This window comes from Streptomyces sp. NPDC097981, assembly GCF_040302565.1.
Lineage (GTDB): Bacteria > Actinomycetota > Actinomycetes > Streptomycetales > Streptomycetaceae > Streptomyces.
On the sequence record NZ_JBEORW010000001.1, the window covers coordinates 135,965 to 159,281 of the forward strand.

The 23,317-nt window shown below is 73.2% G+C and carries 23 protein-coding genes; 14 read left to right on the forward strand and 9 right to left on the reverse strand.

The window, feature by feature from the left end:
• Positions 1-15: 15 nt before the first annotated feature.
• Positions 16-1,383 carry a M20/M25/M40 family metallo-hydrolase gene (locus tag ABTY04_RS00585; RefSeq protein WP_352211288.1) on the reverse strand — a complete coding sequence of 456 codons (1,368 nt, stop codon included), beginning with the start codon at positions 1,381-1,383 and terminating at the stop codon, positions 16-18.
• 275 nt (positions 1,384-1,658) lie between these two features.
• Between ABTY04_RS00585 and ABTY04_RS00590 the strand changes: the two genes are divergently transcribed.
• From ABTY04_RS00590 to ABTY04_RS00605, 4 genes are all read left to right on the forward strand, one after another.
• Positions 1,659-2,078: a DoxX family protein gene (locus ABTY04_RS00590; RefSeq protein WP_352211091.1), complete on the forward strand. Its 420-nt coding sequence runs from the start codon at positions 1,659-1,661 to the stop codon at positions 2,076-2,078.
• Between the two features lie 193 nt (positions 2,079-2,271).
• Positions 2,272-3,702 carry an amidohydrolase family protein gene (locus ABTY04_RS00595; protein ID WP_352211092.1) on the forward strand — a complete coding sequence of 477 codons (1,431 nt, stop codon included), beginning with the start codon at positions 2,272-2,274 and terminating at the stop codon, positions 3,700-3,702.
• A gap of 269 nt (positions 3,703-3,971) precedes the next feature.
• Positions 3,972-4,523 (forward strand): hypothetical protein, encoded by a 552-nt coding sequence (locus ABTY04_RS00600; protein WP_352211093.1) that lies wholly within the window; start codon positions 3,972-3,974, stop codon positions 4,521-4,523.
• Between the two features lie 50 nt (positions 4,524-4,573).
• Positions 4,574-5,353, forward strand: a complete 780-nt coding sequence (locus ABTY04_RS00605) for a bestrophin-like domain (RefSeq protein WP_352211094.1) — start codon at positions 4,574-4,576, stop codon at positions 5,351-5,353.
• A 57-nt stretch (positions 5,354-5,410) separates the two neighbouring features.
• Here ABTY04_RS00605 and ABTY04_RS00610 read toward each other — a convergent pair whose 3' ends face one another.
• From ABTY04_RS00610 to ABTY04_RS00620, 3 genes are all read right to left on the reverse strand, one after another.
• Positions 5,411-6,598 carry an MAB_1171c family putative transporter gene (locus ABTY04_RS00610; protein ID WP_352211096.1) on the reverse strand — a complete coding sequence of 396 codons (1,188 nt, stop codon included), beginning with the start codon at positions 6,596-6,598 and terminating at the stop codon, positions 5,411-5,413.
• Positions 6,595-7,152 carry a toxin-antitoxin system, toxin component gene (locus ABTY04_RS00615; protein WP_352211097.1) on the reverse strand — a complete coding sequence of 186 codons (558 nt, stop codon included), beginning with the start codon at positions 7,150-7,152 and terminating at the stop codon, positions 6,595-6,597. Before ABTY04_RS00615 ends, ABTY04_RS00610 begins: the two co-directional genes overlap by 4 nt.
• Before the next feature lie 64 nt (positions 7,153-7,216).
• On the reverse strand, positions 7,217-7,885 hold the full coding sequence (locus ABTY04_RS00620) for a helix-turn-helix domain-containing protein (RefSeq protein WP_352211098.1): 669 nt from the start codon (positions 7,883-7,885) through the stop codon (positions 7,217-7,219).
• A gap of 219 nt (positions 7,886-8,104) precedes the next feature.
• On the opposite strand from ABTY04_RS00620, the gene ABTY04_RS00625 reads away from it, so the two are divergent.
• The 3 genes from ABTY04_RS00625 (at position 8,105) to ABTY04_RS00635 (ending at position 12,728) form a co-directional block, all read left to right on the forward strand.
• Positions 8,105-9,091, forward strand: coding sequence for a helix-turn-helix domain-containing protein (locus tag ABTY04_RS00625; RefSeq protein ID WP_352211099.1), 987 nt, complete (start codon positions 8,105-8,107; stop codon positions 9,089-9,091).
• 114 nt (positions 9,092-9,205) lie between these two features.
• A complete protein-coding gene (locus tag ABTY04_RS00630) occupies positions 9,206-10,561 on the forward strand; it encodes a 6-phospho-beta-glucosidase (protein ID WP_352211289.1) in 1,356 nt (451 codons plus the stop codon).
• A gap of 94 nt (positions 10,562-10,655) precedes the next feature.
• The gene (locus tag ABTY04_RS00635; RefSeq protein ID WP_352211100.1) at positions 10,656-12,728 is read left to right on the forward strand and encodes an MDR family MFS transporter; all 2,073 of its coding nucleotides are present in this window, start codon (positions 10,656-10,658) and stop codon (positions 12,726-12,728) included.
• A gap of 33 nt (positions 12,729-12,761) precedes the next feature.
• Here the strand turns inward: ABTY04_RS00635 and ABTY04_RS00640 are convergent, their stop codons facing one another.
• From ABTY04_RS00640 to ABTY04_RS00650, 3 genes are all read right to left on the reverse strand, one after another.
• Positions 12,762-13,019 carry a hypothetical protein gene (locus ABTY04_RS00640; RefSeq protein ID WP_352211101.1) on the reverse strand — a complete coding sequence of 86 codons (258 nt, stop codon included), beginning with the start codon at positions 13,017-13,019 and terminating at the stop codon, positions 12,762-12,764.
• Positions 13,006-13,287 carry a DUF6400 family protein gene (locus ABTY04_RS00645; RefSeq protein ID WP_352211102.1) on the reverse strand — a complete coding sequence of 94 codons (282 nt, stop codon included), beginning with the start codon at positions 13,285-13,287 and terminating at the stop codon, positions 13,006-13,008. Before ABTY04_RS00645 ends, ABTY04_RS00640 begins: the two co-directional genes overlap by 14 nt.
• A gap of 85 nt (positions 13,288-13,372) precedes the next feature.
• Positions 13,373-13,858: an NUDIX domain-containing protein gene (locus tag ABTY04_RS00650; protein WP_352211103.1), complete on the reverse strand. Its 486-nt coding sequence runs from the start codon at positions 13,856-13,858 to the stop codon at positions 13,373-13,375.
• Between the two features lie 76 nt (positions 13,859-13,934).
• Between ABTY04_RS00650 and ABTY04_RS00655 the strand changes: the two genes are divergently transcribed.
• Both ABTY04_RS00655 and ABTY04_RS00660 read left to right on the forward strand, forming a co-directional pair.
• Complete coding sequence (locus ABTY04_RS00655) at positions 13,935-14,975, forward strand: NAD(P)/FAD-dependent oxidoreductase (protein WP_352211104.1); 1,041 nt, start codon at positions 13,935-13,937, stop codon at positions 14,973-14,975.
• A 104-nt stretch (positions 14,976-15,079) separates the two neighbouring features.
• On the forward strand, positions 15,080-16,474 hold the full coding sequence (locus ABTY04_RS00660; protein ID WP_352211105.1) for an NAD(P)/FAD-dependent oxidoreductase: 1,395 nt from the start codon (positions 15,080-15,082) through the stop codon (positions 16,472-16,474).
• Positions 16,475-16,583: 109 nt separating this feature from the next.
• Here the strand turns inward: ABTY04_RS00660 and ABTY04_RS00665 are convergent, their stop codons facing one another.
• Positions 16,584-17,657 carry an ATP-dependent DNA ligase gene (locus ABTY04_RS00665; RefSeq protein ID WP_352211106.1) on the reverse strand — a complete coding sequence of 358 codons (1,074 nt, stop codon included), beginning with the start codon at positions 17,655-17,657 and terminating at the stop codon, positions 16,584-16,586.
• A 74-nt stretch (positions 17,658-17,731) separates the two neighbouring features.
• Between ABTY04_RS00665 and ligD the strand changes: the two genes are divergently transcribed.
• The 3 genes from ligD (at position 17,732) to ABTY04_RS00680 (ending at position 21,336) form a co-directional block, all read left to right on the forward strand.
• Entirely contained in the window at positions 17,732-18,751 is a 1,020-nt protein-coding gene (ligD, locus tag ABTY04_RS00670; protein ID WP_352211107.1) for a non-homologous end-joining DNA ligase, read from the forward strand.
• Between the two features lie 168 nt (positions 18,752-18,919).
• Positions 18,920-19,813 (forward strand): alpha/beta fold hydrolase, encoded by an 894-nt coding sequence (locus tag ABTY04_RS00675; RefSeq protein WP_352211108.1) that lies wholly within the window; start codon positions 18,920-18,922, stop codon positions 19,811-19,813.
• Positions 19,810-21,336, forward strand: a complete 1,527-nt coding sequence (locus tag ABTY04_RS00680) for an MFS transporter (RefSeq protein WP_352211109.1) — start codon at positions 19,810-19,812, stop codon at positions 21,334-21,336. Before ABTY04_RS00675 ends, ABTY04_RS00680 begins: the two co-directional genes overlap by 4 nt.
• Here the strand turns inward: ABTY04_RS00680 and ABTY04_RS00685 are convergent.
• A complete protein-coding gene (locus tag ABTY04_RS00685; RefSeq protein ID WP_352211110.1) occupies positions 21,317-21,982 on the reverse strand; it encodes a TetR/AcrR family transcriptional regulator in 666 nt (221 codons plus the stop codon). The genes ABTY04_RS00680 and ABTY04_RS00685 overlap by 20 nt on opposite strands.
• A gap of 97 nt (positions 21,983-22,079) precedes the next feature.
• Between ABTY04_RS00685 and ABTY04_RS00690 the strand changes: the two genes are divergently transcribed.
• Together ABTY04_RS00690 and ABTY04_RS00695 are read left to right on the forward strand one after the other, a co-directional pair.
• On the forward strand, positions 22,080-22,871 hold the full coding sequence (locus tag ABTY04_RS00690) for a VOC family protein (protein ID WP_352211111.1): 792 nt from the start codon (positions 22,080-22,082) through the stop codon (positions 22,869-22,871).
• A gap of 81 nt (positions 22,872-22,952) precedes the next feature.
• Positions 22,953-23,192: a WhiB family transcriptional regulator gene (locus tag ABTY04_RS00695; RefSeq protein ID WP_352211112.1), complete on the forward strand. Its 240-nt coding sequence runs from the start codon at positions 22,953-22,955 to the stop codon at positions 23,190-23,192.
• Positions 23,193-23,317: the final 125 nt, after the last annotated feature.

The following is a 23,317-nucleotide window of genomic DNA, read 5'->3' on the forward strand; positions in this document are numbered from 1 at the left end:
GCCCTGTCCCGTGCATCACGCCGGGCCGCCGTCCGCCGGGCCGCCGACCGCCGCGCGGTAGTCCGCCGCGTACTCGCGTACGAAGGCGGCCAACGCCACCACCGTGTTGCGCAGTTCGGACAGCAGCACCCGCTCGTTCGGCGCGTGCAGGTTGCACATGCTGTCCTGCGCCCCGAACAGCAGCACCTCGGCCTGCGGGGCGGCCTCGGCCAGACCTTTCACCAGCGGGATCGAACCGCCCGTGGCCACGTACGAGGCCGGTGTGCCCCAGGCCTCCTGGAGCGCGGTGAGCGCCGCCCGGTATGCGGGCCCGCCCGTCGGCGTCTCGAAGCCGGGGCCGGTGTCGCCGGGGGTGACGGTGAGCGGGATGCCGAAGGGGCGCTGCGCCCGCAGGTGTCCCACCAGCCGCGCCTGGGCCTCCCCGGGGTCCTGGTGCGGGTGGAAGCGGAGGTTCAGCCGGGCTCGGGCGTACGGCACGACGGCCGAGGCGGCCTGGTCCACGGCGGGTGCGTCCAGGCCGATGACGGTGATGGCGGGGCCGCTCCAGAGCCGCTCGCCGAGCGAGCCGGTGCCGAGCAGCGGCAGGTCGTCGGGGATCGAGGCGAGGTCGCGGAACTCCTCCTCGGTGTACGTCGCCTCCGCCCACGGCTCGCGCCGCAGGCCCGGAACGGCGACGTCGCCGTTCGCGTCGTGCAGGGTCGACAGCGCGTGGAGCAGCACCAGCAGGGCGTCGGGGGCGGCGCCGCCGAACTCGCCGCTGTGCCGCGGCTCGGCGAGGGTGCGCACCTCCACCGTCACCTCGGCGGCCCCGCGCGTGCCGGTGGTCAGGGTCGGGGTGCCCGGGCGCAGATTGCCGAGGTCGCCGATCACGATGGCGTCGCAGGCGAACCGGGCGGGGTCGGTGGGCGGGTACGCGTCGAAGGCGCTGCCGTACTCCTCCTGCCCCTCGATCACCAGCTTGATCCCGACCGGCGGGCGGCCGCCGTACAGCCGCAGCATGCCCAGGTGCGCGATCACGTTCGACTTGTCGTCGGCGATGCCGCGCGCCCGCAGCCCGCCGGGGACCGGTGTGGGCTCGAAGGGCGGAGAGTGCCACAGGGCGGGGTCGCCGGCCGGCTGGACGTCGTAGTGCCCGTACAGCAGCACGGTGGGGGCGTCGGGTTCCGGCGGCGGGATCACCCCGTAGACCACCGGGGCCGTGTCCGGGAGGTCGAGCCGCTCGACGGTGGCGACTCCGGCCTCGCGCAGCAGGGAGACCACCAGGTCGTGCGCCTCCTCGACCGGCTCCGGCGGATGGCCGGGAAAGGCGATCGACGGGATCGCGGCCAGCCGCTCCAGATCGGCCCGCAGGCCGTCCATGAGGGCGTCGACCTGCCGCTCCAGCCGGGTTCCGAAGCCGTCCGCCCCGTCCGCCCAGTCCGCTCCGCCCTCACCGTCCGCCACGTCCGGAACGCCCAGCCTGTCCGCTGCCACCCGCCACCGTCCTTCCGCTACCCGGTAGATCCCCGCATGGAGCGCCGCTGAGCTGCGGATTCGCTGATCCGATGATGGGGCGGGGGAGGGGCGGGTGCCGTGGCGGAATAGGCCGGGCGGGTGAACGGTCATTATGAGGGCAGGAGTGACATACGCGGACAACCTGGTGCTCCACGGAGGTCATCATGGATGTGCTCGTGCTCATAGGCCGTCTGCTGTTCATCGGCCTCTTCGCCGCCTCCGCGGTGAACCACCTGACCAACACCAAGGCGATGGCCGGATACGCGGCATCGCGCGGATTGCCGTTCCCCGTCCCCGCCACGGTCGTCAGCGGGCTGGCCATGCTGGTCGGGGCCGTGAGCGTGGGCGTCGGCCTGTGGGCCGACATCGGTGCACTGGTGCTGGCCGCGTTCTCCTTCTCGGTGGCCGTCCTGATGCACGGCTTCTGGGCCGAGAAGGACCCGCAGGCCAAGATGATGGAACAGGTCCAGTTCCTCAAGGACGTGTCGCTGGGCGGCGCGGCCCTGGTCCTGTTCGCGTTCTTCGCGTACGCGGGCCACGACCTCGGGCTCATGGTCACCGGACCCGCTCTGTCCCTCGGCTAGGGGCACGAGGCCGGGACCCTCCGGTCACCGGCATGACCCGTACACGGCCGGAGCGGAAAATGTTTTCCGAAATCGACTTTCGAGAGGCCGTTCGCTGGGAATGCTGCGGGTAATCTCCCGCCCGTGCCCGACGCTCCGTCACCGTGTCGTCCGGGCGGGCCTTCCGTACTGAGCTCTCGGGAGGTTTCACGCCATGCAGTCAACCCCCGCACCGCGGCCGGCCCCCAGCCGCCGCGATCTCCTCACCGGCGTCGGTCTGGCCGCCGCCGCCCCGCTCCTCCTCGGCGTCACTGCCCGCTCCGCACCCCCCGACCGCCCCGCCCACCCGCCGGTCCCCGCCGGTCGTGCGGTCCTGCTCCGCGGGGCCGCGCTCGTGCTCACGCTGGATCCGGCCTTGGGCGCCGGGCCCCTCGGCTTACTGGAGAACGCCGACGTCCTGATGCGGAACGCAACCATCGCCGCCGTCGGTACGGGCCTCCAGGCGCCGCCGGACACCTCGGTGGTGGACGCCTCGGGCAAGCTCGTCATGCCGGGCTTCGTCGACACCCACACCCACCTCTGGCAGGCGGCGATCCGCGGCGGCTGTACCGACGGCGACCTGTTCGACTGGCTCGAACGGTGTACCGCCCCCCGGCGCGAACGCCTGACACCTGCGGCGGTCCACAGCTTCGTACGCCTCGCGGCACTGGACGCCGTCCAGTCGGGCGTGACCACGCTCGTGGACTGGGTGGACATCTTCGCGTACGACCTCGTCGAGAGCTACGTACGGGCCCTGGCCGGCACCGGGGTGCGGTTCACGTACGCCATGTTCCCGCCAGAGCCCGGCGCGACGCTGGTCGCGAAGGTGAAGAAGGAACTCGTCGACCCGGTACCGCTCGGTTCCTTCCAGGTCGCCACGCACGCGGCGCGAGCCGTCAAGGACCTCAACCGCGCGCACTGGGAGGCCGCCCAGGACCTGGGGGTCATGCTCAACTCCCATGTCCTGGAACGCTCCGATCAGCGCGCCGACGATCCCATCGGGGTCCTCGCCGACATCGGCGCGCTGGGGCCGCGGCTCCTGATCAACCACGCGATCCACCTGACCGACGACGAGATCGCCGCCGTCGCCGACCACGACGCGCGCGCGGCCCACTGCCCGCTGAGCAACATGCGGCTGGCCTCAGGCGTCATGCGGCTGTCCGAGTTCAGGCGACGGGGTGTCAAGGTCGGGCTGGGGCTGGACGGCGGCACCAACGACAGCTCGGACTTCCACGCGCTGATGAAGACGGCCATCGGCCTGCAACGCGCCCGCGCGACGGACGCCGGAGTCTTCCCGCAGGTGCACGACGTCCTGCGGATGGCCACGCTGGGTGGCGCCGAGGCACTCGGCATGGCCGACCGGGTGGGCTCCCTGACCCCCGGCAAGCGGGCCGACGTCGTCGTCATCGACCCGGCCGCCCTGAACTTCGCGCCGCGCTTCGACTGGATCGGCCAGATCGTCTTCAACGGGCGGCCCGAGAACATCGACTCCGTGTTCGTGGACGGACGGGCGCTGAAGTTCGGCGGCCGGCTCGTCGACATCGACACGAACCGCGTCGTACGGGAGGCCGAGGCGGCAGCCGCCCGCCTTCGCGTGGCCGGATAGCGCGCCGACGCGGTCGCCGCGAACCGGTCGGTCTTCGGCGAGCAGCAGAACGGGGCCTCGCAGGCGGCGAGCGCCGCACGAGTGGGCACAGCACCAGCGCGGTGCCCAGCACCCCCTTACGGCGGATGGCTTGAAGTAGTCCATGTGCCGGGGATCTTGACGCGTCTGCGGCGTATCGAAGCACCGCTGTGATCGTTTCTCCAGCCGAAACCCTCACAACCGTCCCCCGCTACCGCCGGGGGCGCCCCAGCGGTACGGGAGGACGCGCGGTGACCGCTTGGCAGTACTTCGCCGGAGCAGGCCTGGTGGCGGCGCTCTGCCCGCTGCAGGGCCATGTGGCGGTCGCGGACGACGGCATCGGCCGCCACGGGGCCCGGCTCGACGTCTGCGTGCCGGCCGGGCAGCCGGGCCGGCCCGCCGCCGCACCCCCCGGGGTCCGGCCCCCGGCACGGGCCGTCGTACCCGGCCGGCCGGCCGTGCACCACCCCGGGCGGGGCCCCGTGCCGGCCGTGGCCGCCCCCGGGCGCCCGGAGCCGTCCGGGCCGACGGCGAAGGCCGAGGCCGCGGAGCCGGAGCCCGTGGCGCCCGCGCCGGACGCCGGGCCCGTGGCCTCGCCGCCGCCGGCCGAAGCACCTGCCCCGCCCCGGGCCGCAGCCGCGCCCGCGCCCGCAACCGCCTTCCACGTGCGCCCGTACCACCCGTCGGCCCTGGAGCGGCGCGGCCCGGGCGGCATGTCCACCGTGATGCTCATGGCCGTCGTCACCACCCCGGCCGTGCTCGCCGCCGCCGCGCTGCGGCCGCGTTCCAAGAGCCGCGGCTGAGTCCCGCTCTCAGCGCATCCACCCACCGATCCACCAACGGGAGAACCCTCGTGTCCGAATGGCTGGTCCTGGCCGTCGCCATGGCGCTCGTCTGCGCCCTCGTCCTCGCCTGCACCGCGCTCCGGCACCGCCGGGTCGCGGAGGACGAGGACACCAGCGAAACCCCCGATGTCATCGAGTACATGACGATGATGGTGGGCGTGGTCTACGCGATCGTGCTCGGCCTGGCCATCGCCGGCGTCTGGGAGGCGCGCGGCGCCGCCGAGGACAGCGTGCGCCGCGAGGCCCAGTCGCTGTACGAGGTCACCCAGCGCGCCGACGTCTACCCGACCCCCGTGCGCGACCGGATCCGCGGCGAGGTCGACGCGTACGTCTCCCACACCGTCGCCGTGGACTGGCCGCTGCTGACCTCGGGCCGGGGCGCCTCGCCCAGGGGCGCCGAGCTGCTCGGCAAACTCCGCACCGACGTCACCCACCAGAGCCCGGCCAACGAGCTCCAGGCACAGGCCTACCAGCCGCTGCTGGACCACATCGCGGCCGCCGACGACGCCCGCCACTCGCGCGTGCAGGCCGACGAGTCGACCCTGCCGGGCGTCGTGTGGTTCGGGCTGCTGGTCGGCGGTGTGGTCACCGTGGGGCTGATCTTCACCCTGCAGATCCGGCGCTCCGGGCGCGAGCTGCTGCTGGCCGGGCTGTTCAGTGCGCTGATCGTGTTCCTGCTGTTCATGGTGTGGAGCTTCGACGCACCCTACGGCCGGGAGGGAATCGATTCCGCAGGCCCGTTCCAGGACCTGTTCCCGAAATCGGCGCCGGCCGTGGCCGCGCGCTGACGCCCGGCCGCCCCGAGGGGCCGCGGGGCCGCCCCGACGAGGCCGCTGCGGGCCGGCTCAGGCCGGCCCGCTCTCCGTCAGCGCCACCTGCCGGCGTACGGCCTGCACCACCGGCGAATGACGCAGCGCGTGGGAGATCCGTACGAGGTCGCGTGCTCCGCCGAGCGTGTCGAGGACGCTCTCCTCGGTGGCCCCGATGACGGAGCCCTCCGGGTCCGCCGAGCGGGCCTGGACGGCGGCCGCGACCATCGCCGCGTCGGCGACCGCGAGCGCCGTCTCCTCGTCCGCGCCGGCCGCGAGGGCGCTCGCGTACGCGTCCTCGCGGCGGTGCAGGTCGAAGTACGGGCCGAGGTGCAGGAATCCGTCGTGGATGTCCGACTCGCGCTGGATCACCCGCAGTTCCGCCGGAGCCCACCAGGACATCTGCACGCAGGGCGTGCCGCTGGGGGCGCCGATCTGCACCTCGTGCCAGAGCGCGCCGAGCCGCCGGTACGTCGTCCAGGTCTGCCAGCTGTCGGAGAGCCGCTGGCACAGCAGGGGCAGCACGAAGCCGATCGCGCTGATCAGTGCACCGACGGAGGCGAGCGGCGGGGCGATGTAGGTGCTCAGGCCGTCGAGGTTGTGGCCCGTCCAGCGGGCGACGACCGCGGTGATCTTGGTGGCGTCGTAGCTGAGGTTGAAGACGTAGCCCGAGACGATGATCATCAGGCCGATCCGCAGCCAGCCGTGCACCTGGAGGGACCAGCGCCAGCACATGGCCACCATCACGACGGCCGCCACCAGGTGCGCCGTCAGGTAGAGGGCGATCATCTGCTGGGTGTAGGGGGTGTTGGCGTAGTAGGTGTCGAAGTCGCGCAGCCGCTCGACCGGGGTGTCGCCGAGCGCGAAGAGTGCCACCAGCACCACGACGACCCCGGAGTAGCCGAGGATCCAGCGGCGCGAGATGCGCCGGGTCAGCTCGGGCGGGCCGCCGCGCCAGTTCACGATCAGCACCAGGCAGGCGGCGCTGAACATGGTGATGAGGCAGTAGACGAGCGGGGCGGAGATGTTGGCGACGCCGGTCCAGCGGTTGACCGCCACGATGGTCGGCGGAGCGGCGAAGGTGAACACCGATCCGGCCAGGATCAGCAGGGCGCAGACCGACCGCAGGAGCGGGTCGCGCCAGCTGTGCCGTAGCGCCGGCACCTTGAAGGCGAGTGAGACCGCAAGGGCGGCTGCCGGTATGTAGTAGTCCTGGCCGTTCAACGGTCGTTCCTGTGCCCCCGGTATCCGAGCGAGGCCTCGATGCGGCCCGCCAACTGGTCACGCTGTGCGGGAGCCCGGTGGTTCGCGGAACCGGCGAGCCAGGTCCGGCAGCGGCTGCCCAGCAGTAAGCCGAACGTCTCCGCCTCCGTCTCCTCCGAGACGTCCGCGCGCGTGCGCGCGGCGACCCGCCGGACGGTCTCCCCGAGATCGGCCTCGTCGGACAGCAGCCGGGCGGCGACGGCTGCACCGTCGACGTGGTGGCTGCAGTGGCCGGCCTTCATGTGCCACAGCTCGTGGCCCAGGATGACCAGCTGGTGGTCCGGTGCGGTGCGTTCCTCGATGACCACCAGATCGCGGTCCGCCATGTCGAGCCACAGGCCGCTTGCCGTCCCCGGCGGGAACGAGGCCATCCGGAAGTCCACCCGGCGGCCGCGGTGCTTGCTCATGCCCTCGCAGAGGGCGGCGTAGAGGTCCACGGGTTCCACGGGCGCGGTGAGCCGGATACCGGCCACCAGTTCGCCGCACAACCGGCGCTGCTCTCTGCCTATGCTCACCGTTCTCCCCGTCGGCGCGGATCCGGATCAGGACTCAAGGATCAGACCCAGATTTTCGACTGGGTCAGGACTCATTCGGTTTGACGCTTTCGAGAAGCATGTCCAGCCATTCGGTCACCTTGTCCCGGTGCTTGTCGCTGGGCAGTTGCGCGGCGCGCCAGGCGATGCCCCGGACTCCGTGGTTCTGCAGGAGTCTTGCCAGCGGATCGCCGGTCGAAGCCGCCGGGGCGGGTGCGGTTTCGCGGGCGCGGCCCGCGTAGTCCTGGAGCATCTGCTGCTCGGTCCGCTGGAGCGCGTCGGTGAGGGCGTCGGCGTCGTGCGCCGTGAGGAACCCGGCGTGGACGCCGAAGAAGCGCTGGATCGCGTCGCAGTGCTCCATGGTGGGCCTGCGGTCACCGTTGATCAGGGCTCCTGCCTGCTGCCGGGACATGCCGGCGCCGTCCGCGATCTCCTGCTGCGTGTACCGGCGCCCGTTGGGTTTCAGCCGGGTCCGCCGGAGCAGGTCGAGGCGCTGGAGGAAGCGGGTCTGCAGGCAGGGCTCGCCGGCGGGGCGGCCGTCCAGCAGGGTCCTGATCACGTCGGCGGGTACGCCGGAGGCCTCGGAGAGGCGGCGCAGGTCGAAGACCCTGTTCAGGTCGCGGCCCATTTTGCCCGCGAGTTCGGCGACGCGCGTGACGGTGGCTGCCAGGGGCGCGTTGGCCACCGCGACGGGAGCCGGGAAGCCGTCTGTCACCAGTGGTTCTCCTAGATCGCGGCGGGGTCGGTTCGGGCACATGGTCGGCTTTTGGAATCTAGCCGCTCCGCCGCCACAGGGCCAGAACTTGCCACAGCTGTGGCGGGAATGAGCTGTCAAGAGGCCGGAACTGCCACGATAGTTGACACTCGAATGAAGTCGGTAGCAGGATCGCCAGAGGTAATTGAAGATCCAGACCGTGAAGAGGGGGAGCTCTCGGTGCCACATCTCGCAGCGGTGGGCCCGTCCGATGGCCTCGCCCGAGCCGGTGAGGAGCGCCTGGCGGGCGACGAGTCCGCACGCGGCGCAGTGCGGTCGGAGCGACGCAAGGAGATTTTGCGCCAGCGGCGCGAAGAGCTCGGCCTGAGCCAGGAGGACCTCGCCGCCCGGCTCCGTATCAGTGTCCGCGCCTACGGGAACTGGGAACGCGGCCTGGTCAAGGAGTGGACGGACCGCAAACTGCTCGCCCTGGCCGAGGCCTTGGAGATGAGCGAGCGGCAGTGCTTCTGGCTCTTCCGCGTCATGGTCGACCGCGACCCCCCGCCGACCTGGCGGGCGGCCGAGGAGAGCCGGCTGCCCCAGGACCCCGCCCAGCGCGACTACCTGTGCGACTACGCGGCCCTCATGGAGTCCGTGCCGTACCCGAGCTTCCTGGTGGACCACCGCTGGGACGTGGCGCTGACCAACTCGGCGTTCGACAAGCTCTTCCAGTCCGTGCGCCCGCACCCGACCGCCCTGCCGGACGACAACTTCCTGCGGTTCGTGCTGTTCCACCCGGACGCCGCGGCCGTGCTGGAGGACCACGAACCGGCCTGGTGCGTGCCGCTGCTGGCCCAGTTCGCGAACGCGCTCGCCGCCGCTCCGGAGGACGAGGGCCTGAGCAGCATCCGCCAGGAGGTGGCCCGCGACCCGTTCATGGAGGCGGCCTACCGCTACGGGGTACCGCACTGGCTGAGTACCCACGGGGCCGATGCCGCCGAACGCGACGGGGCCGTGCGGACCGTCCGCCACTGGGACCCGCGCTGGGGGCTCGTACGCTGTCGGCTGGTGGCCGAATCCAGCCGGATGCTCGACGGGATGGGCCTCACCCGGATCACCATGATCCTGTCGGCGCCGCAGGGCGTCGCGACGGGTCCGGTTCCGGGCGCAGCCGCCCCGCTCCACCAGGGGCCCCGGCTGCGCGCCGTGCCGTCGCTGGAGGACTGACTCCCCCCCCCGCCCGCCCGCGGCGGGGGACACTGGAGCCCTCCATCAGGTGTCGCGGGTCGGATGCCACGGATCGTGGCACCGGTCGTGGCGCGGGCGAAGGGCGGTAGGGGCGTGCGGCTGACCATCCTCGGCGGGGGCGGATTCCGCGTGCCGCTCGTCTACGGCGCACTGCTCGGCGACCATGCCGAGGGCCGGGTGTCCCATGTGACCCTGTACGACGAGGACCCGGCCCGGCTCGGCGCCATGGCCCGGGTACTCGCCGACCAGGCGGCTGCCTCCGCCGCGCCCGACGCCCCGGCCGTCACCGCCACCGGGGACCTCGACGAGGCCCTGCGCGGGGCCGACTTCGTCTTCTCCGCCATCCGTGTCGGCGGCCTCGACGGCCGCGCCGCGGACGAGCGGGTCGCCCTGGCCGAGGGGGTGCTGGGCCAGGAGACCGTCGGCGCGGGCGGGATCGCGTACGGCCTGCGGACCGTGCCGGTCGCCCGGGAGATCGCCCGCAGGGTCGCCCGTATCGCCCCCGAAGCCTGGGTCATCAACTTCACCAACCCGGCCGGGCTGGTCACCGAGGCCATGGCCGAGGAGCTCGGCGACCGGGTCATCGGGATCTGCGACTCCCCGGTGGGGCTCGGCCGGCGCGTCGCCCGGCTGCTCGGCGCCCGCCCGGAGGAGGCCTGGATCGACTACGTCGGCCTCAACCACCTGGGCTGGGTCCGCGGGCTGCGCATCGGCGGCCGCGACGAACTGCCCCGGCTGCTGGCCGACACCGAGGCGCTGGAGTCCTTCGAGGAGGGCCGGCTGTTCGGAGCCGAATGGCTGCGCTCGATCGGCGCGATCCCGAACGAGTACCTGCACTACTACTACTTCAACCGTGACACCGTACGGGCGTACACGGAGGCCAAACAGACCCGCGGCGCGTTCCTGCGCGACCAGCAGCGCGGCTTCTACGCCGAGGCGGGCCGGGCGGACCGGCCGGCCGGGTCGGCGCTGGCCGCCTGGGACCGGACCAGGGCGGAGCGGGAAGCCACCTACATGGCCGAGAACCGCGAGGCGGCCGGCCTCGGCGAGCGCGACGAGAGCGATCTGGAGTCCGGGGGGTACGAGAAGGTGGCGCTCGCCCTGATGCGGGCCATCGCCCGGGACGAGCGGGCCACGCTGATCCTCAACGTCCGCAACGGCAGGACGCTGTCCGTGCTCGACGCGCGGGCGGTCATCGAGGTGCCCTGCCTGGTCGACGCGAACGGCGCACACCCGGTGGCCGTGGACCCGCTGCCGCTGCACGCGGTGGGCCTGGTGGCCTCCGTCAAGGCGGTCGAGCGGGAGGTCCTCGCGGCCGCCGCGAGCGGCTCCCGGGCGACCGCGGTCAAGGCCTTCGCCCTGCACCCGCTGGTGGACTCGGTCGGGGTGGCCCGGCGGCTCCTGGACCGCTACGCGGCCGAGCACCCGGGGCTGGCCTACCTGCGCTGATCCGGTACGGGAGCCCTGCGGCGGCGCGGAGGGGTTCGCCCGTACGGCCCCGTGCCGCATGCGTCGGCGCGGGGGCGCTGTGAGAGTGCGAGATGTGACCACTGCCCCTGACGAAGCGGCCGTCGCAGCCGCGGCGCCTATCGTGCTCGACCGGCGGCGGCGCAACGTCGTCTTCGGCACGATCATGCTGGGAGTGCTGCTCGCGGCCCTCGACCAGACGATCGTCGGCACCGCTCTGCCCACGATCGTGGCGGATCTCGGCGGTGGGGACCACATGTCGTGGGTGGTGACCTCGTACCTGCTCGCGGAGACCGTCGCGACCGTGCTGGTGGGCAAGTTCGGCGACCTCTTCGGCCGGAAACTCGTCTTCCAGGTCTCGGCGATCGTGTTCATCACCGGCTCGTTCCTGTGCGGCCTGGCGAGCAACATGTCCCTGCTCATCCTGTGGCGGGGCGTCCAGGGCGTCGGCGCCGGCGGTCTCATGGTCACCTCCATGGCCCTGATCGCCGACGTGGTCCCGCTGCGCGAACGCGGCAAGTACCAGGGCGCGATCGGCGCCGTCTTCGGGGTCGCGACCGTCATCGGGCCCCTGCTCGGCGGCCTGTTCACCGACCACCTGACCTGGCGCTGGGCGTTCTACGTGAACGTCCCGATCGCGATCCTGGTGGTGGTCGCGGCGGCCCGGACGATCCCCTCGGTCCGTGCCGCCGGGGGGACGCGCATCGACTACCTGGGCATCGCCCTGGTCGCGGTGGGCTCCAGCGCCCTGATCCTGGCCACCAGCTGGGGCGGCAACGAGTACGCCTGGGGATCCGCGACGATCACCGGGCTCTTCGTGGTCGGCGTGCTGGCCCTCGCCCTGTTCTGCGTGGTCGAGACGCGGGCGGCGCAGCCGATGCTGCCGATGCGGCTCTTCCGCAACCAGGTCTTCACGGTCTGCTCGGTGCTCAGTTTCGTGGTCGGCTTCGCCATGCTCGGCGCGATGACGTTCCTGCCGACGTACCTGCAGTTCGTGGACGGGGATTCGGCCACGGTCTCGGGCGTACGGACGCTGCCGCTCGTGATCGGCCTGCTGATCGCGTCCGTGTTCAGCGGCAACGTGACCAGCAAGACCGGGCGGTACCGGATCTTCCCGATCCTGGGCTGCCTGGTGATGGGGATCGGGCTGTACCTGCTGTCCCGCATGGGACCCGGGACCGGCGCCTGGCTGGAGTCGCTGTACATGTTCGTGCTCGGTGCGGGGATCGGCCTGTGCATGCAGGTCCTGACGATCGCCGTGCAGAACACCGTGGACTACGCCGACCTCGGCACCGCCACATCAGGTGTCACGTTCTTCCGTACGCTCGGCAGCTCGTTCGGCACCGCGGTCTTCGGCACGATCTACGCCAACGCCCTGGGCCCCGCACTGGAGAAGGCCGTCGCGGAGGCGGCCCGGGCCACCGGGGCCGATCCGGCGCAGCTGGCCGAGGCGGCCCGGAGCCCCAAGGGGGTCCACGGGCTCGACCCGGCGGCGGCCGGCCCGATCGTCGAGGCGTACGCGCAAGCCCTGCACACGGTGTTCCTGTGGACCGTGCCGGTGGCCGGGATCGGCTTCGTCGTCGCGCTCTTCCTCAAACAGGTCCGGTTGCGCGACACCGCGCGGGCGGCGTCCACGGACATGGGCGAGGGCTTCGCCTCACCCGTCACGGCCTCAGGCGACTCGGCCAAACTGCTGGAGCTGGCGGTCGGCCAGCTCGTACGGAACATGGGGCCGGAGACGGCGCGGGCGATCGTGAACGCCTCGGACACCCGGCTGGACATGGCGGGTGCCTGGGCGGTGATGCAGGTGGAGATCATGACCCGGACCGTCGGGCACGCGAGCCTCGGACTCATCGCCTCGCGCCGCTCCGTGCCCCCGGAAGTCCTGCTGCCCGTGTTCGACCGGATGATGGAGGAGGGGTACCTGACCCGCGAGGGCACCTTCTTCACGCTCACCCCGGCGGGGCAGCGGGAGGCGGCGACCATCTCCAGGGCGTGGGGGGACTGGCTCGGCGGCGAGCTGGAGAAGGACCGAGGCCGCCCGCGGAGCGAGGAACTCAGGGCGGCGGCCGACGCGATCGCGAAGCGGCTGCTCGCGGAGGACCTGGGCGAGGGCTACTTCGCGCAGAAGGCCCCGGCGGGGGTGTGAGTCCCGGCCCCGGCGGACCCCGCGGCCCCGCGGTCAGAGTCCGGCGCGGCCGCCGGTGATGCGGCTCCACAGGGAACGGGTCGCGCCGAATCCGCTCTCGTGCACCCAGACGTGGGTGCAGGACGGGCACTGCAGGTGCAGCAGGCTGCCGGTGTTGGAGAGCAGGTAGCGCCAGTGGTCGGAGCAGGTGCGCTGCTCTTCGCACGGCGTGCACCCGCGGCTGTCGTTGCAGCTCGGACAGGTCACCCACGCGCGGCGCCCGAGGTCCGCATGCGGGTCAAGCGGGAGCATGGCCGCCCCCGCGCGAGGGGAGCACGCCGGCCGCGACCAGGTCGTCGTAGGTGCGCTGCTGCTCCTCGTCGAGGCCGGAGTACAGCAGGTCGTACGCCGCCTCCTCGCCGCGCAGGACCTCGATCGGGTCCCAGTCGGGGCCGAGGGCTTCCATGACCTGGGCCCGCCGCAGCACTTCGATCCCCGTGAGGTCGAGCGTGAAGTCGGCCGGCGGAGGGGTGCCCGGACCGGTGGGGGGTGTGGGGGGTGTGGGGTGGTGTGGGGCCATAAGTCAGAACTTAGGAATGCCTTCTTTCCCGTGGCAAGAGGGGGTGGGAGATGTCACAGCGGGCCGGCGGCCCCTGCGGGAGGCGCTACGCCGTCGGGTAGTCGTACGACGGCTCGGGCGGCAGGGTCGCCCCGAGCTCGGGGCGCCAGGCGCGCAGGACCGCGGTGGAGGGGGCGTAGAGGGCATCCGGGATATCGGCCGGGGCGAACCACTGCCAGCGCAGGATCTTGTGCGGCTCGGTGACCCTCGGGGTGCCGTCGGCGGCAGTGGTGACGGCTGCCGCCGTCAGCCGGGTCGCTCCGGTCCTCGGCGACAGCTGCACGGCCAGGACCCGGACGTCCTCGGGGGCCACCCGCAGATCCGCCTCCTCGGCCAGTTCCCGGGCGGCGGCCTGCTCGAAGCTCTCCCCGGGGTCGACCTTCCCGCCGGGCAGCTCCCAGCGGCCGTCGTGCGCCTGCCCGAGGAGCACCCGCCCGTCGGCGTCGGACACGACCAGCCCGACACCGACGACGGCGTTGGGCTGCGGGACGGCCCGTGCCGGGCGCTCGGTCCGCTCGTTCGGCGTTGTCATCGATCTGCTCCGCTTCCCTTGCCGGTACGGCAGCAGAGTTTGTCAGGAGTGCGCACCGGGCCACACCCTCACCGGTATGGACAACGTGGACGACGCAAGGGGAAACGCGGTGACGGGCTCTTCGGGCTCTTCCGGCTCTTTCGACGTGGTGGTCGTGGGCGGCGGGACCGCCGGGCTCGCCGGGGCGCTGACCCTGGCCCGGGCGCGCCGTTCGGTGCTGGTGCTCGACTCCGGCAGCCCCCGCAACGCCCCCGCCGCACATCTGCACGGCTACCTGGGCCGGGACGGGGCGAGCCCTGCGGAGCTGCTGGCCGCGGGGCGGGCGGAGGTCGCCGGGTACGGGGGCGGGATCCGGTCCGGGGCGGCCGGCACCGCGATCGCCGCCGACCGGCTGCCCGGCGGCGGCTTCCTGGTCCGGTGCGCCGACGGGTCGACGGTCCGGGCCGGCCGGCTGCTGATCGCCACCGGGCTGGTGGACGAGCTGCCGGACCTTCCGGGGCTCCGGGAGCGCTGGGGGCGGGACGTGCTGTACTGCCCGTACTGCCACGGCTGGGAGGTCCGCGACGAGCCGATCGCGGTGCTGGCCACGGGTCCGCTCGCCGTGCACCAGGCGCAGATGTGGCGGAACTGGAGCGACCGGGTGACCCTGCTCTCCCACACCTCGCGGCTCACCGACGAGGAGCGGGAGCTGCTCCGCGCCCTGGGCATCACGGTGGCGCAGGGCCGGGTGACCGGCCTCGAAATCACCGGCGACCGGATGGCCGGGGTGGCCCTTGACGGCGGTGCGGCCGTGGAGTGCACGGCCCTCGTGGTGGCTCCGCGGTTCACCGCCCGCGCCGGGGTGCCGGCGAGCCTGGGGCTGCCCGTCGCCACCGTGGAGCGGGCCGGAGCGGCGATCGGCACCTGCCTGGAAGCGGATCCGCTCACCGGGGCCACCGCGCTGCGGGGCGTCTGGGCGGCCGGGAACGTGACCGGCCCCATGGAGCAGCTGGCCGGGGCTGCAGCGGCCGGGCTGCGGGCGGCCGTGGCGATCAACACCGACCTGATCGAGGCGGAGACCCGGCGGGCCCTCGACGCCCACCGCGCGGGCCGGGGCCCGGACGGGAGCCGGGCCTAGTCCGTCGGACAGGTGTGCGGGTTTCGGCCAGGGCCCGTCCGTGCAGGCTCTGAGCGGTCTGATCTTCGTACCGTTCATCGGCTCAGGGGCTCGGGGGGCACGCAATGGCACATGTGCTGGTCATCGGCGGAGGTGTCGGAGGGCTCGCGACCGCACTGCTCGCGGCGCGCCGCGGACACACCGCCGAACTCTTCGAACGCGATGCGCGAGCCCCCGGTACCGCGCTCGACCGGGACTTCTTCGGCTGGCACCGGCCGGGCGTCCCGCAGGCCACCCAGCCGCACGCCCTGCTCGGCGCGGCCCGCACCGTCCTGCGCGACGATCTGCCCGACGTCCATGCGGAGATGCTGCGCCTCGGCGCCCGCGAACGGCACGAACTGGACTGGTTCGACGTACGCCCCCCGGAGCGGCCCGGCGACGAGGACCTCGTGATGCTCCTGGCCCGGCGCATCGTGCTGGAGAGCGCGCTGGCCGGCGCCCTGCGCGCCGAACCCGGGGCCGTCATGCACCACGGGGAGCCGGTGACCGGGCTGATGGCCGAGCCGGCAGGCCGCGCGATCCGGGTGGCGGGGGTGACCACGCAGGCGGGCGCGTACGAGGGGGACCTCGTCGTGGACGCGGCCGGTCGGCGCGGCGGCATCGAGCGCCTGCTCGGCGCGGCCGGCTGCCGGCCGCCGGTCGTGGAACGGCACCGCACGGGGCTGGCGTACTTCTGCCGCTGGTACCGGCTGCCCGAGGGGATGGAGGAGGGGCCGCGCCGGCCCTGGACGGTGACCGGCGGGACCTTCGCCGGGTGCGCCGTCTTCCCGGCCGACAACCGGGTGTTCGCCGTGACGCTGTTCGTCCACACCCGGGACACCACCCGCTCCGCGCTGCGCGATCCCGTCGTCTTCGAGGCCGCCGCCCGGGCCTTCCCGCCCGGCGCGGCCTGGCTGGACCTGGGAGCCGCACCGCTGTCCGGCGTACTGGCCACGGCGAGCCTGGACAACCGGTGGAGCGCGCTGGCGGACGAGCGGGGGCCGGTGGTGACCGGGCTGGTGCCGGTCGGGGATGCGGTCGCGCACACCAACCCGACGCTCGGGCAGGGCACCTCGCTCGCGCTGTGGGCCGCCCGCAGAGTGGCCCGCACGGCGCACCGGGACCCGGGATCGGACCGCTTCGCAGCCGAATACCACGCGTGGGCCGTGCGCACCCTGAAGCCGTGGTTCGACTTCCAGGTGGTGGCCGACGCGGCCATCGGCGAGCGGTTCGCGACCCGGACCGGGCGGACGGGGACGGCCCGCGAGGTCGCCGCGCTGTTCGAGTGCGCACTGGAGGACCCCGAGGTGATGCGGGCCCGGGCGCGGGTCCGGCACCTGGCCGAGCTGCCGGAGCGGGCGTACGCGGACCCGGAGGTCCGGGCCCGGGTGGCACGCTGGCTGGCGGCCCGGCCCGGCTTCGCGCCGAACGAGGTGGGCCCGGACCGGGCGGAGTGGGAGAAGCTGACGGCGCTCTGCTGACCCGGGGGACCGGTGGCGGGTGCGGGCCCGGCGAGTACGCGTACTCCTCGTGCCTCGTGCCTCGTGCCTCGTGCCTCGTGCCTCGTGCCTCGTGCTCGTACGGGGCGGCCTACGCGCCGGCGGCCGGGCCGAGGACCTCGGCGAGGTCGTAGCCGACGACCTCTTCGAGCTGGGCGTACGTACAGCTCTCCGGAGCCCGGTCGGGCCGCCAGCGGCGGAACTGGGCGGTGTGCCGGAACCGGTCGCTCTCCATGTGGTCGTACGCCACCTCGCAGACGCGTTCGGGGCGCAGCGGCACCCAGGAGAGGTCCTTCTTGCCGGTCCAGCGGCTCTGCGCGCCGGGCAGCCGGGCGCTCTCGTGGGCGGACTCCTCGGCCCAGGCCGCCCACGGGTGCCCGGTGGAGTCGGCCATCCGCAGCGGTGCGAGCTCGTCCACCAGCTCGGCGCGGCGCTTCATGGGGAAGGCGGCGCATACCCCGACGTGCTGGAGGGCACCCCGGGCGTCGTACAGGCCCAGGAGCAGCGATCCGACAATCGGACCGCTCTTGTGGAAACGGAATCCCGCGATGACGGTATCGGCCGTACGCCCGTGCTTGATCTTGAACATGAGACGGGCATCGGGCCGGTAGGGGAGATCGAGCGGTTTGGCGACCACCCCGTCGAGCCCGGCGCCCTCGAACCGCTCGAACCACTCCTGCGCGAGTGCGAGGTCGGTGGTCGCGGGCGCGAGGTGAACGGGGGGCCGGGCGGTGGACAGGGCGCCGGCAAGGGCGGCGCGGCGGTCGGTGAGCGGGGTGTCGAGGAGCGCCTCGTCGCCGAGCGCGAGCAGATCGAAGGCGACGAAGCTGGCGGGGGACGTCTGCGCCAGCATGTCGACACGGGACTGCGCGGGGTGGATCCGCTCGGTCAGCCGGTCGAAGTCGAGCCGTCCGCCGTGAACGATGACGATCTCGCCGTCCACCACGCAGCGGGCCGGCAGGTTGTCCTTCAGCGCGGCCACCAGCTCGGGGAAGTACCGGGTCAGGGTCTTGCCGGTGCGGCTGCCGATCTCCACCTCGTCGCCGTCGCGGTGCACGATGGCCCGGAAGCCGTCCCACTTGGCCTCGTACTGCATACCCGGCGGGATCTTGGACGCCGACTTGGCGAGCATCGGCTTCACGGGAGGCATCACAGGCAGATCCATGTCTAGATTCTGCGGTGGTACGTCCCTGCACGCCCGGTATGCACACCTGGCCGGGCCCGCCTACCGTGGCGCACATGGGTGCATCCGGTCATGCGATCGAGCTGGAAGCGGGCGGGCGGACCGTGCGGCTGTCCAGCCCGGACAAGGTCTACTTCCCCGAGCGGGGCCTGACGAAGCTGGACGTGGCGCAGTACTACCTGGCCGTGGCCGACGGGATCACGCGCGCCCTGCGCAACCGGCCCACCACCCTGGAGCGCTACCCCGAGGGGGTGGAGGGCGAGTCCTTCTTCCAGAAGCGCGCGCCGAAGAACCTGCCTGACTGGATCCCGACCGCGCACATCGCATTCCCCAGCGGGCGGTCGGCCGACGAGATCTGCCCGACCGAGCCGGCCGCCGTGCTGTGGGCGGCCAACCTCGGCTGCCTGACGTTCCACCCCTGGCCGGTGCGCCGCGAGGACACGGACCGGCCCGACGAGCTGCGCATCGACCTGGACCCGCAGCCGGGCACCGACTACCACCACGCGGTGATCTGCGCCCACGAACTGCGCGACGTACTGGAGGACCTGGGCCTGCGCGGCTGGCCCAAGACCTCGGGCGGGCGCGGGCTGCACGTCTTCGTCCCGATCGAGCCGCGCTGGACGTTCACCGAGGTCCGGCGCTGCGCGATCGCGATCGGCCGCGAGCTGGAACAGCGGATGCCCGGCAGGGTGACCACGGCGTGGTGGAAGGAGGAGCGGGGCGAGCGGATCTTCGTCGACTACAACCAGACCGCCCGCGACCGCACGGTCGCCTCCGCCTACTCCGTGCGCCCGCGCCCCCACGCCCCGGTGTCGGCCCCGCTGCGCTGGGCCGAGATCGACTCCGCCGAGCCCCGCGACTTCGACATCACCACGATGCCCGCGCGCTACGCCGAACTCGGGGACCTGCACGCGGACATGGACGACCACGCCTTCGTCCTCGACGCCGCACTGGAACTGGCCGACCGGCACGAACACGACCACGGCCTGGGCGACATGCCGTACCCGCCGGACTACCCGAAGATGCCGGGCGAACCCAAGCGCGTCCAGCCGAGCCGGGCGAAGCGCGAGGACTGAGACGGCCGGAAGGCAACGCTGCGCCGCGCCGGGTGCGGGTCGGGCGCTGATGCACCTCAAAAACAACACGAACGATCGTGCTAATATCTTCTCGTCATCCCGCCAGCGCCCTCCGGGCAACTGGCCATCTGGCCATCGGGCCATCCGAGGAGATCCGGAGAACCGGGCATGCACCCCACGGCTTCACTCCTGAGCACGACCCTCAACCTCACCGCCCGGCTAGCCCCGGGCCTGGCCGGGCGGGCGGCCTTCGCGCTGTTCGTCCGCCCGCTCGGCCGCCCCGGGCTCCGCCCCGACGAGGCCGCCCTCATGGCCGAGGCCGCCACCGGCCGGCTGACCGTCGACGGCATACCGGTCACCACGTACCGCTGGGGCGACGGCGAGCGGCCCGTCCTCGTGGTCCACGGCTGGACCTCGCGCGCCTCGCGGTTCGCCGGCTTCATCGCGGCCCTGCGCGCCCAGGGCCGCACCGTCGTCTCCTTCGACGCGCCCGGACACGGCGAGTCCGGCGGCCGGGCCACCACCATCCGCAGGCAGCGCGCGATCATCCGCCTGCTGCACGCCGAGCACGGGGACTTCTCCGCCGTCGTCGCCCACTCCTTCGGGGTGGTCTCCACGTTCTTCGCGCTGCGGGACGGCATCTGGGCCGACCGGATCGTCGCCCTCGGCGGCATCGCCGACTTCGACTACCTGCTGGCGCGGTTCCGCCGCATGACGGGCCTCGGCCGGGCCGTCGACCGCGCCCTGCGCGACCACGTCCAGTACCGCCTCTTCCCCGACGAGCCCGGCATCTGGTCCCGCTTCGACGCCACCGGCAGCCCCGACGAGATCCCCTCGCGCATCCTGCTCGTCCACGACGCCGACGACGACGTGGCCGCCCCCGGGCAGTCCCGCGCCATCGCGGCGGCCTACGGCGACCGCGCCCGCCTGATCGAGACCAAGGGGCTCGGCCACCGCCGCATCCTCAAGGACCCCGAAGTCATCGCCGCGGCCGTCGGGTTCCTCGCCGAACCGGCCCCCGCCCGGCAGGCCCCCGCCGGGATCCGGGCGGCCGCCCGATGAGCGCCGCCCGGCCCGGGCCGATCACGCCCGCGCGCGCTTCCGCCGAGAGTGCCGAGAGTGCCGAGAGTGCCGAGACGGCCGAGAGTGCCGAGACGGCCGAGACGGCCGAGACGGCGGAGACCGCGGAGAGCGCCGGCGAGACGGCCCGGGGCCGGCAAGGGCAGCAGATCCTGCTGCTCGCCTGCGCCGCCACCTTCCTCGCCTTCCTCGACTCCACCGTCGTCAACGTCGCCTTCCCCGACCTGCGGCGCGCCTTTCCCGAGGTGACCCTCGCCCGCCTCACCTGGGTCGTGAGCGCCTACGCCGTCCTGTTCGCCGCGCTGCTCGCCGCCGCCGGCCGCCTCGCGGACACCCTGGGCCGGCGCAGCCTCTTCCTCGGCTCGGCCCTCGCCTTCACCGCAACCTCGCTCGCCGCGAGCACGGCGCCCACCGCTGGCCTGCTGATCCTCGCCCGCGCCCTGCAAGGGGCGGCCGCCGCCGGGATGATCCCGGCCGCGCTGGGCCTCGTCCTGGCGCACACACCGGCCGGCCGGCGGGCCGCCGCCCTGGGCGCATGGGGCGCCGCCGGCGGGCTCGCCGCCGCCGTCGGGCCCACACTCGGCGGACTCCTCGTCGAACTGTGGGACTGGCGTGCGATCTTCCTGATCAACGTGCCGCTCGGCATGGCGCTCTGCCGGGCCGCCGCCCGCGCCGTGCCGCGGGAGGCACCTGCGGTGCGCCGGCTCCCCGACCCCGTCGGCACGTTCGCCCTCGCCGCAGGGATCGGCGGCGTGGTGGCCGGCCTCTCCCAAGGCCGGGAATGGGGCTGGACCGCCCCCGCCGTGCTCGTACTCGTCCTCGGCGGCGCCCTGTCGACGGCCCTCGCCCTCCACCGCTCGCGCCGCCACCCCGCGCCCGCTGTCGACCGGGACCTGTGGCGTGATCCGGTCTTCGCCCGCGCCAACGCCGGCGCGCTGTTCTTCGGCGCGGCCATGTACGCATGGCTGCTGACCGGGCCCTCCTACCTCATCGCCCGATGGGACTACTCCGTCCTGGAGGCCGGGTTCGGCGTCACGCCCGGCGCCGTCCTCGCGATGGCGGGCGCGCTGTTCGTGGGCCGCAGGGTCCCTGCCCGCCTCCAGTGGGCGGCCGCCACCACCGGGTCCCTGCTGTTCGCGGCCAACGCCCTGCTGCTGTGGGGCTGGGCCGCGGACTCGGACTCGTACGCCCAGGTCTTCCTGCCGGCCGGGCTGCTGGGCGGCCTCGGCATCGGCGTGACCTTGACCGCACTCTCCACGGCGGCTTCCGCCACCCTCCCGCCCGCGCGGTTCGCCGCCGGCACCGGCCTGCTGATGACGGCCCGCCAACTGGGCGGCGCCCTCGGCATCGCGGCCACCGCCGCCCTGCTGACCGGGGCCGGGGACCACTGGCGCGGCGTCTTCCTGATGGTGGCGCTGGCCGCCCTCGGCGCCGCGGCCGCGGGCTGCGCGCTGCGTGTGAGCGGCGGGGCCGGGCGGAGCGGGCTCAGGCGAGCCGGGAGCTGACGGCCGGCGGCCGCTGCGGGAGTTCACCCGGAGCGGCCGCCACCGCGCGCAGCCGGTCGAGGATGCCCCGGCCGGCCCGCTCGTACGTCGTCGGGTCGTCGTGCAGCACGGAGCCCGCGTTGGCCAGTTCCATCAACGCGATGATCTCGAACGCAAGCTGCGGGACGTCCGCCCGGTCCGTGCCCTCCCGGAATCCGCCGGCGAGCCGGGCCTCGTCCAGCTGCTGCTCCATGTAACGGGTCCACTCGGTGCGGGCCTTGGCGATCTCGTCGCGCACGGGGCCGGGGCGCGAGTCGAATTCGGCGGCGGCGGAGTAGAAGAAGCAGCCGCCGGGAAACACGCGGCCGGCCGAGTAGTCGATCCACTGCTCGCACAGCCGCCAGACCTTGACGATGCCCGCAGGCTCCTCGCGCACGGGCTTGACGACGTGTTCCGCGAACACGGCCGCGGCGGCGCGCACGGTCGCCAGCTGAAGGTCCTCCTTCGACCCGAAGAGGGCGAAGACTCCGCTCTTGCTGAGACCGAGATCCGTGGCGATCTTCCCCAGGGACAGGCCCTCCAGGCCGTCCGTCGAGGCGATGTCCATCGTCCGCCCGAGAACGGTCCGCCGCGTCTGGTTCCCGCGCTCCACGCGTCCGTCTGCCATACCGCCATCTTACCGAACGCACGGTCGTTCACTCTGTGGAGCGGCCGCTGTCAGTGGCGGGTGCCATGCTCTTAGAAGGACGGAAGGAGTACGGGTCATGCTCACAACGGACTACAAGGACGGCTCCCCGAACTGGGTCGACCTCGGCTCGCCGGACATCGACGGCGCCGCCGGGTTCTACGCCGGACTGTTCGGCTGGGACTACCAGCCGGGCGGCGAGGAGGTCGGCGGATACGGGATGTTCCACCTCGGCGGCAAGACGGTCGCGGGCGGGATGACCGTCACGGCGGAGCAGGGGCCGGCCGCCTGGACGGTGTACTTCCAGAGCGCAGACACGGACGCCACCGCGGCCGCGGTGGTCAAGGCGGGCGGGACGGTGGCGTTCCAGCCGACGGACGTCATGGACTCCGGCCGGATGGCGATCTTCGCCGACCCGGCGGGCGTCGCCTTCGCGACCTGGCAGCCGAAGGAGCACAGGGGCCTGGGCGTGGTGACCGAGGTGGGGTCCCTGTGCTGGGCCGAGCTGTACACGGGCGACGTACAGGCGGCCGAGGCCTTCTACGGCTCCGTCTTCGGCTGGGAGATCAGCAAGACCTTCGAGGGCGGCTCCTACACCATGGTCAAGGCGTCCGGAACGCCGGACGAGGCGGCCTTCGGCGGCCTGGTCCCGATCGGGGCCGACCCGGTGGAGGACGCCGAACGCCCCTACTGGACCCCGTACTTCGAGGTCGCGGACTGCGACGTGACCGCGGCCAAGGCCGAGGAGTCGGGTGGCAAGGTCCGGCTGGCGCCGGTGTTCATGGAGGGAGTCGGCCGGTTCGCGAAGCTGGCGGACCCCTACGGTGCGCGGTTCGCGGTCATAGCCAGCGCTCCCGCGCAGGGGGCGTGAGGCCGTCCGGCCGGCGGGCCGTGCACCGGTGTTGATCAGGCGTTGATCGGACGTCCATCGGCGGCGGTGAGGATCTCCGGCATGTCGATGAACACCGCCGCCACCGCGCCCGCCTGGTACGACCTCGCCCTCTGCGCCCAGACGGGCCCGGGCTTCTTCTTCCCGGAGCCCGGCTCGTCCCTGCGGGAAGCGAAGCGGCTGTGCGGGGCCTGTGAGGGCCGTGCGGCGTGCCTGGAGTACGCCCTGGCCAATGACGAGCGCTTTGGCGTCTGGGGCGGCCTGTCGGAGTCGGAACGCCTCGCCCTGCGCCGGCGCAGCTGACCGGGCCGCCCAGCGAGGACGGCACGTGCGGACGTCACGGCGAGGACGTCACGCCGGAACCCTGGCAGAGCGCGGCTCTGCCAGGGTTCCGGCGGTGTCGTCCACCCGGGCCCCGGGTGGACGGA

Bases quoted from the DNA above. Each gene is read 5' to 3' on its own strand.
- ABTY04_RS00590 (WP_352211091.1), top strand. From the start codon at position 1,659: ATGGATGTGCTCGTGCTCATAGGCCGTCTGCTGTTCATCGGCCTCTTC.
- ligD (WP_352211107.1), top strand. From the start codon at position 17,732: ATGGGTGCATCCGGTCATGCGATCGAGCTGGAAGCGGGCGGGCGGACC.
- ABTY04_RS00680 (WP_352211109.1), top strand. From the start codon at position 19,810: ATGAGCGCCGCCCGGCCCGGGCCGATCACGCCCGCGCGCGCTTCCGCC.
- ABTY04_RS00640 (WP_352211101.1), bottom strand. From the start codon at position 13,019: ATGCTCCCGCTTGACCCGCATGCGGACCTCGGGCGCCGCGCGTGGGTG.
- ABTY04_RS00695 (WP_352211112.1), top strand. From the start codon at position 22,953: ATGTCGATGAACACCGCCGCCACCGCGCCCGCCTGGTACGACCTCGCC.
- ABTY04_RS00665 (WP_352211106.1), bottom strand. From the start codon at position 17,657: ATGGATCTGCCTGTGATGCCTCCCGTGAAGCCGATGCTCGCCAAGTCG.
- ABTY04_RS00645 (WP_352211102.1), bottom strand. From the start codon at position 13,287: ATGGCCCCACACCACCCCACACCCCCCACACCCCCCACCGGTCCGGGC.
- ABTY04_RS00690 (WP_352211111.1), top strand. From the start codon at position 22,080: ATGCTCACAACGGACTACAAGGACGGCTCCCCGAACTGGGTCGACCTC.
- ABTY04_RS00660 (WP_352211105.1), top strand. From the start codon at position 15,080: ATGGCACATGTGCTGGTCATCGGCGGAGGTGTCGGAGGGCTCGCGACC.
- ABTY04_RS00675 (WP_352211108.1), top strand. From the start codon at position 18,920: ATGCACCCCACGGCTTCACTCCTGAGCACGACCCTCAACCTCACCGCC.
- ABTY04_RS00595 (WP_352211092.1), top strand. From the start codon at position 2,272: ATGCAGTCAACCCCCGCACCGCGGCCGGCCCCCAGCCGCCGCGATCTC.
- ABTY04_RS00655 (WP_352211104.1), top strand. From the start codon at position 13,935: ATGGACAACGTGGACGACGCAAGGGGAAACGCGGTGACGGGCTCTTCG.
- ABTY04_RS00650 (WP_352211103.1), bottom strand. From the start codon at position 13,858: ATGACAACGCCGAACGAGCGGACCGAGCGCCCGGCACGGGCCGTCCCG.
- ABTY04_RS00685 (WP_352211110.1), bottom strand. From the start codon at position 21,982: ATGGCAGACGGACGCGTGGAGCGCGGGAACCAGACGCGGCGGACCGTT.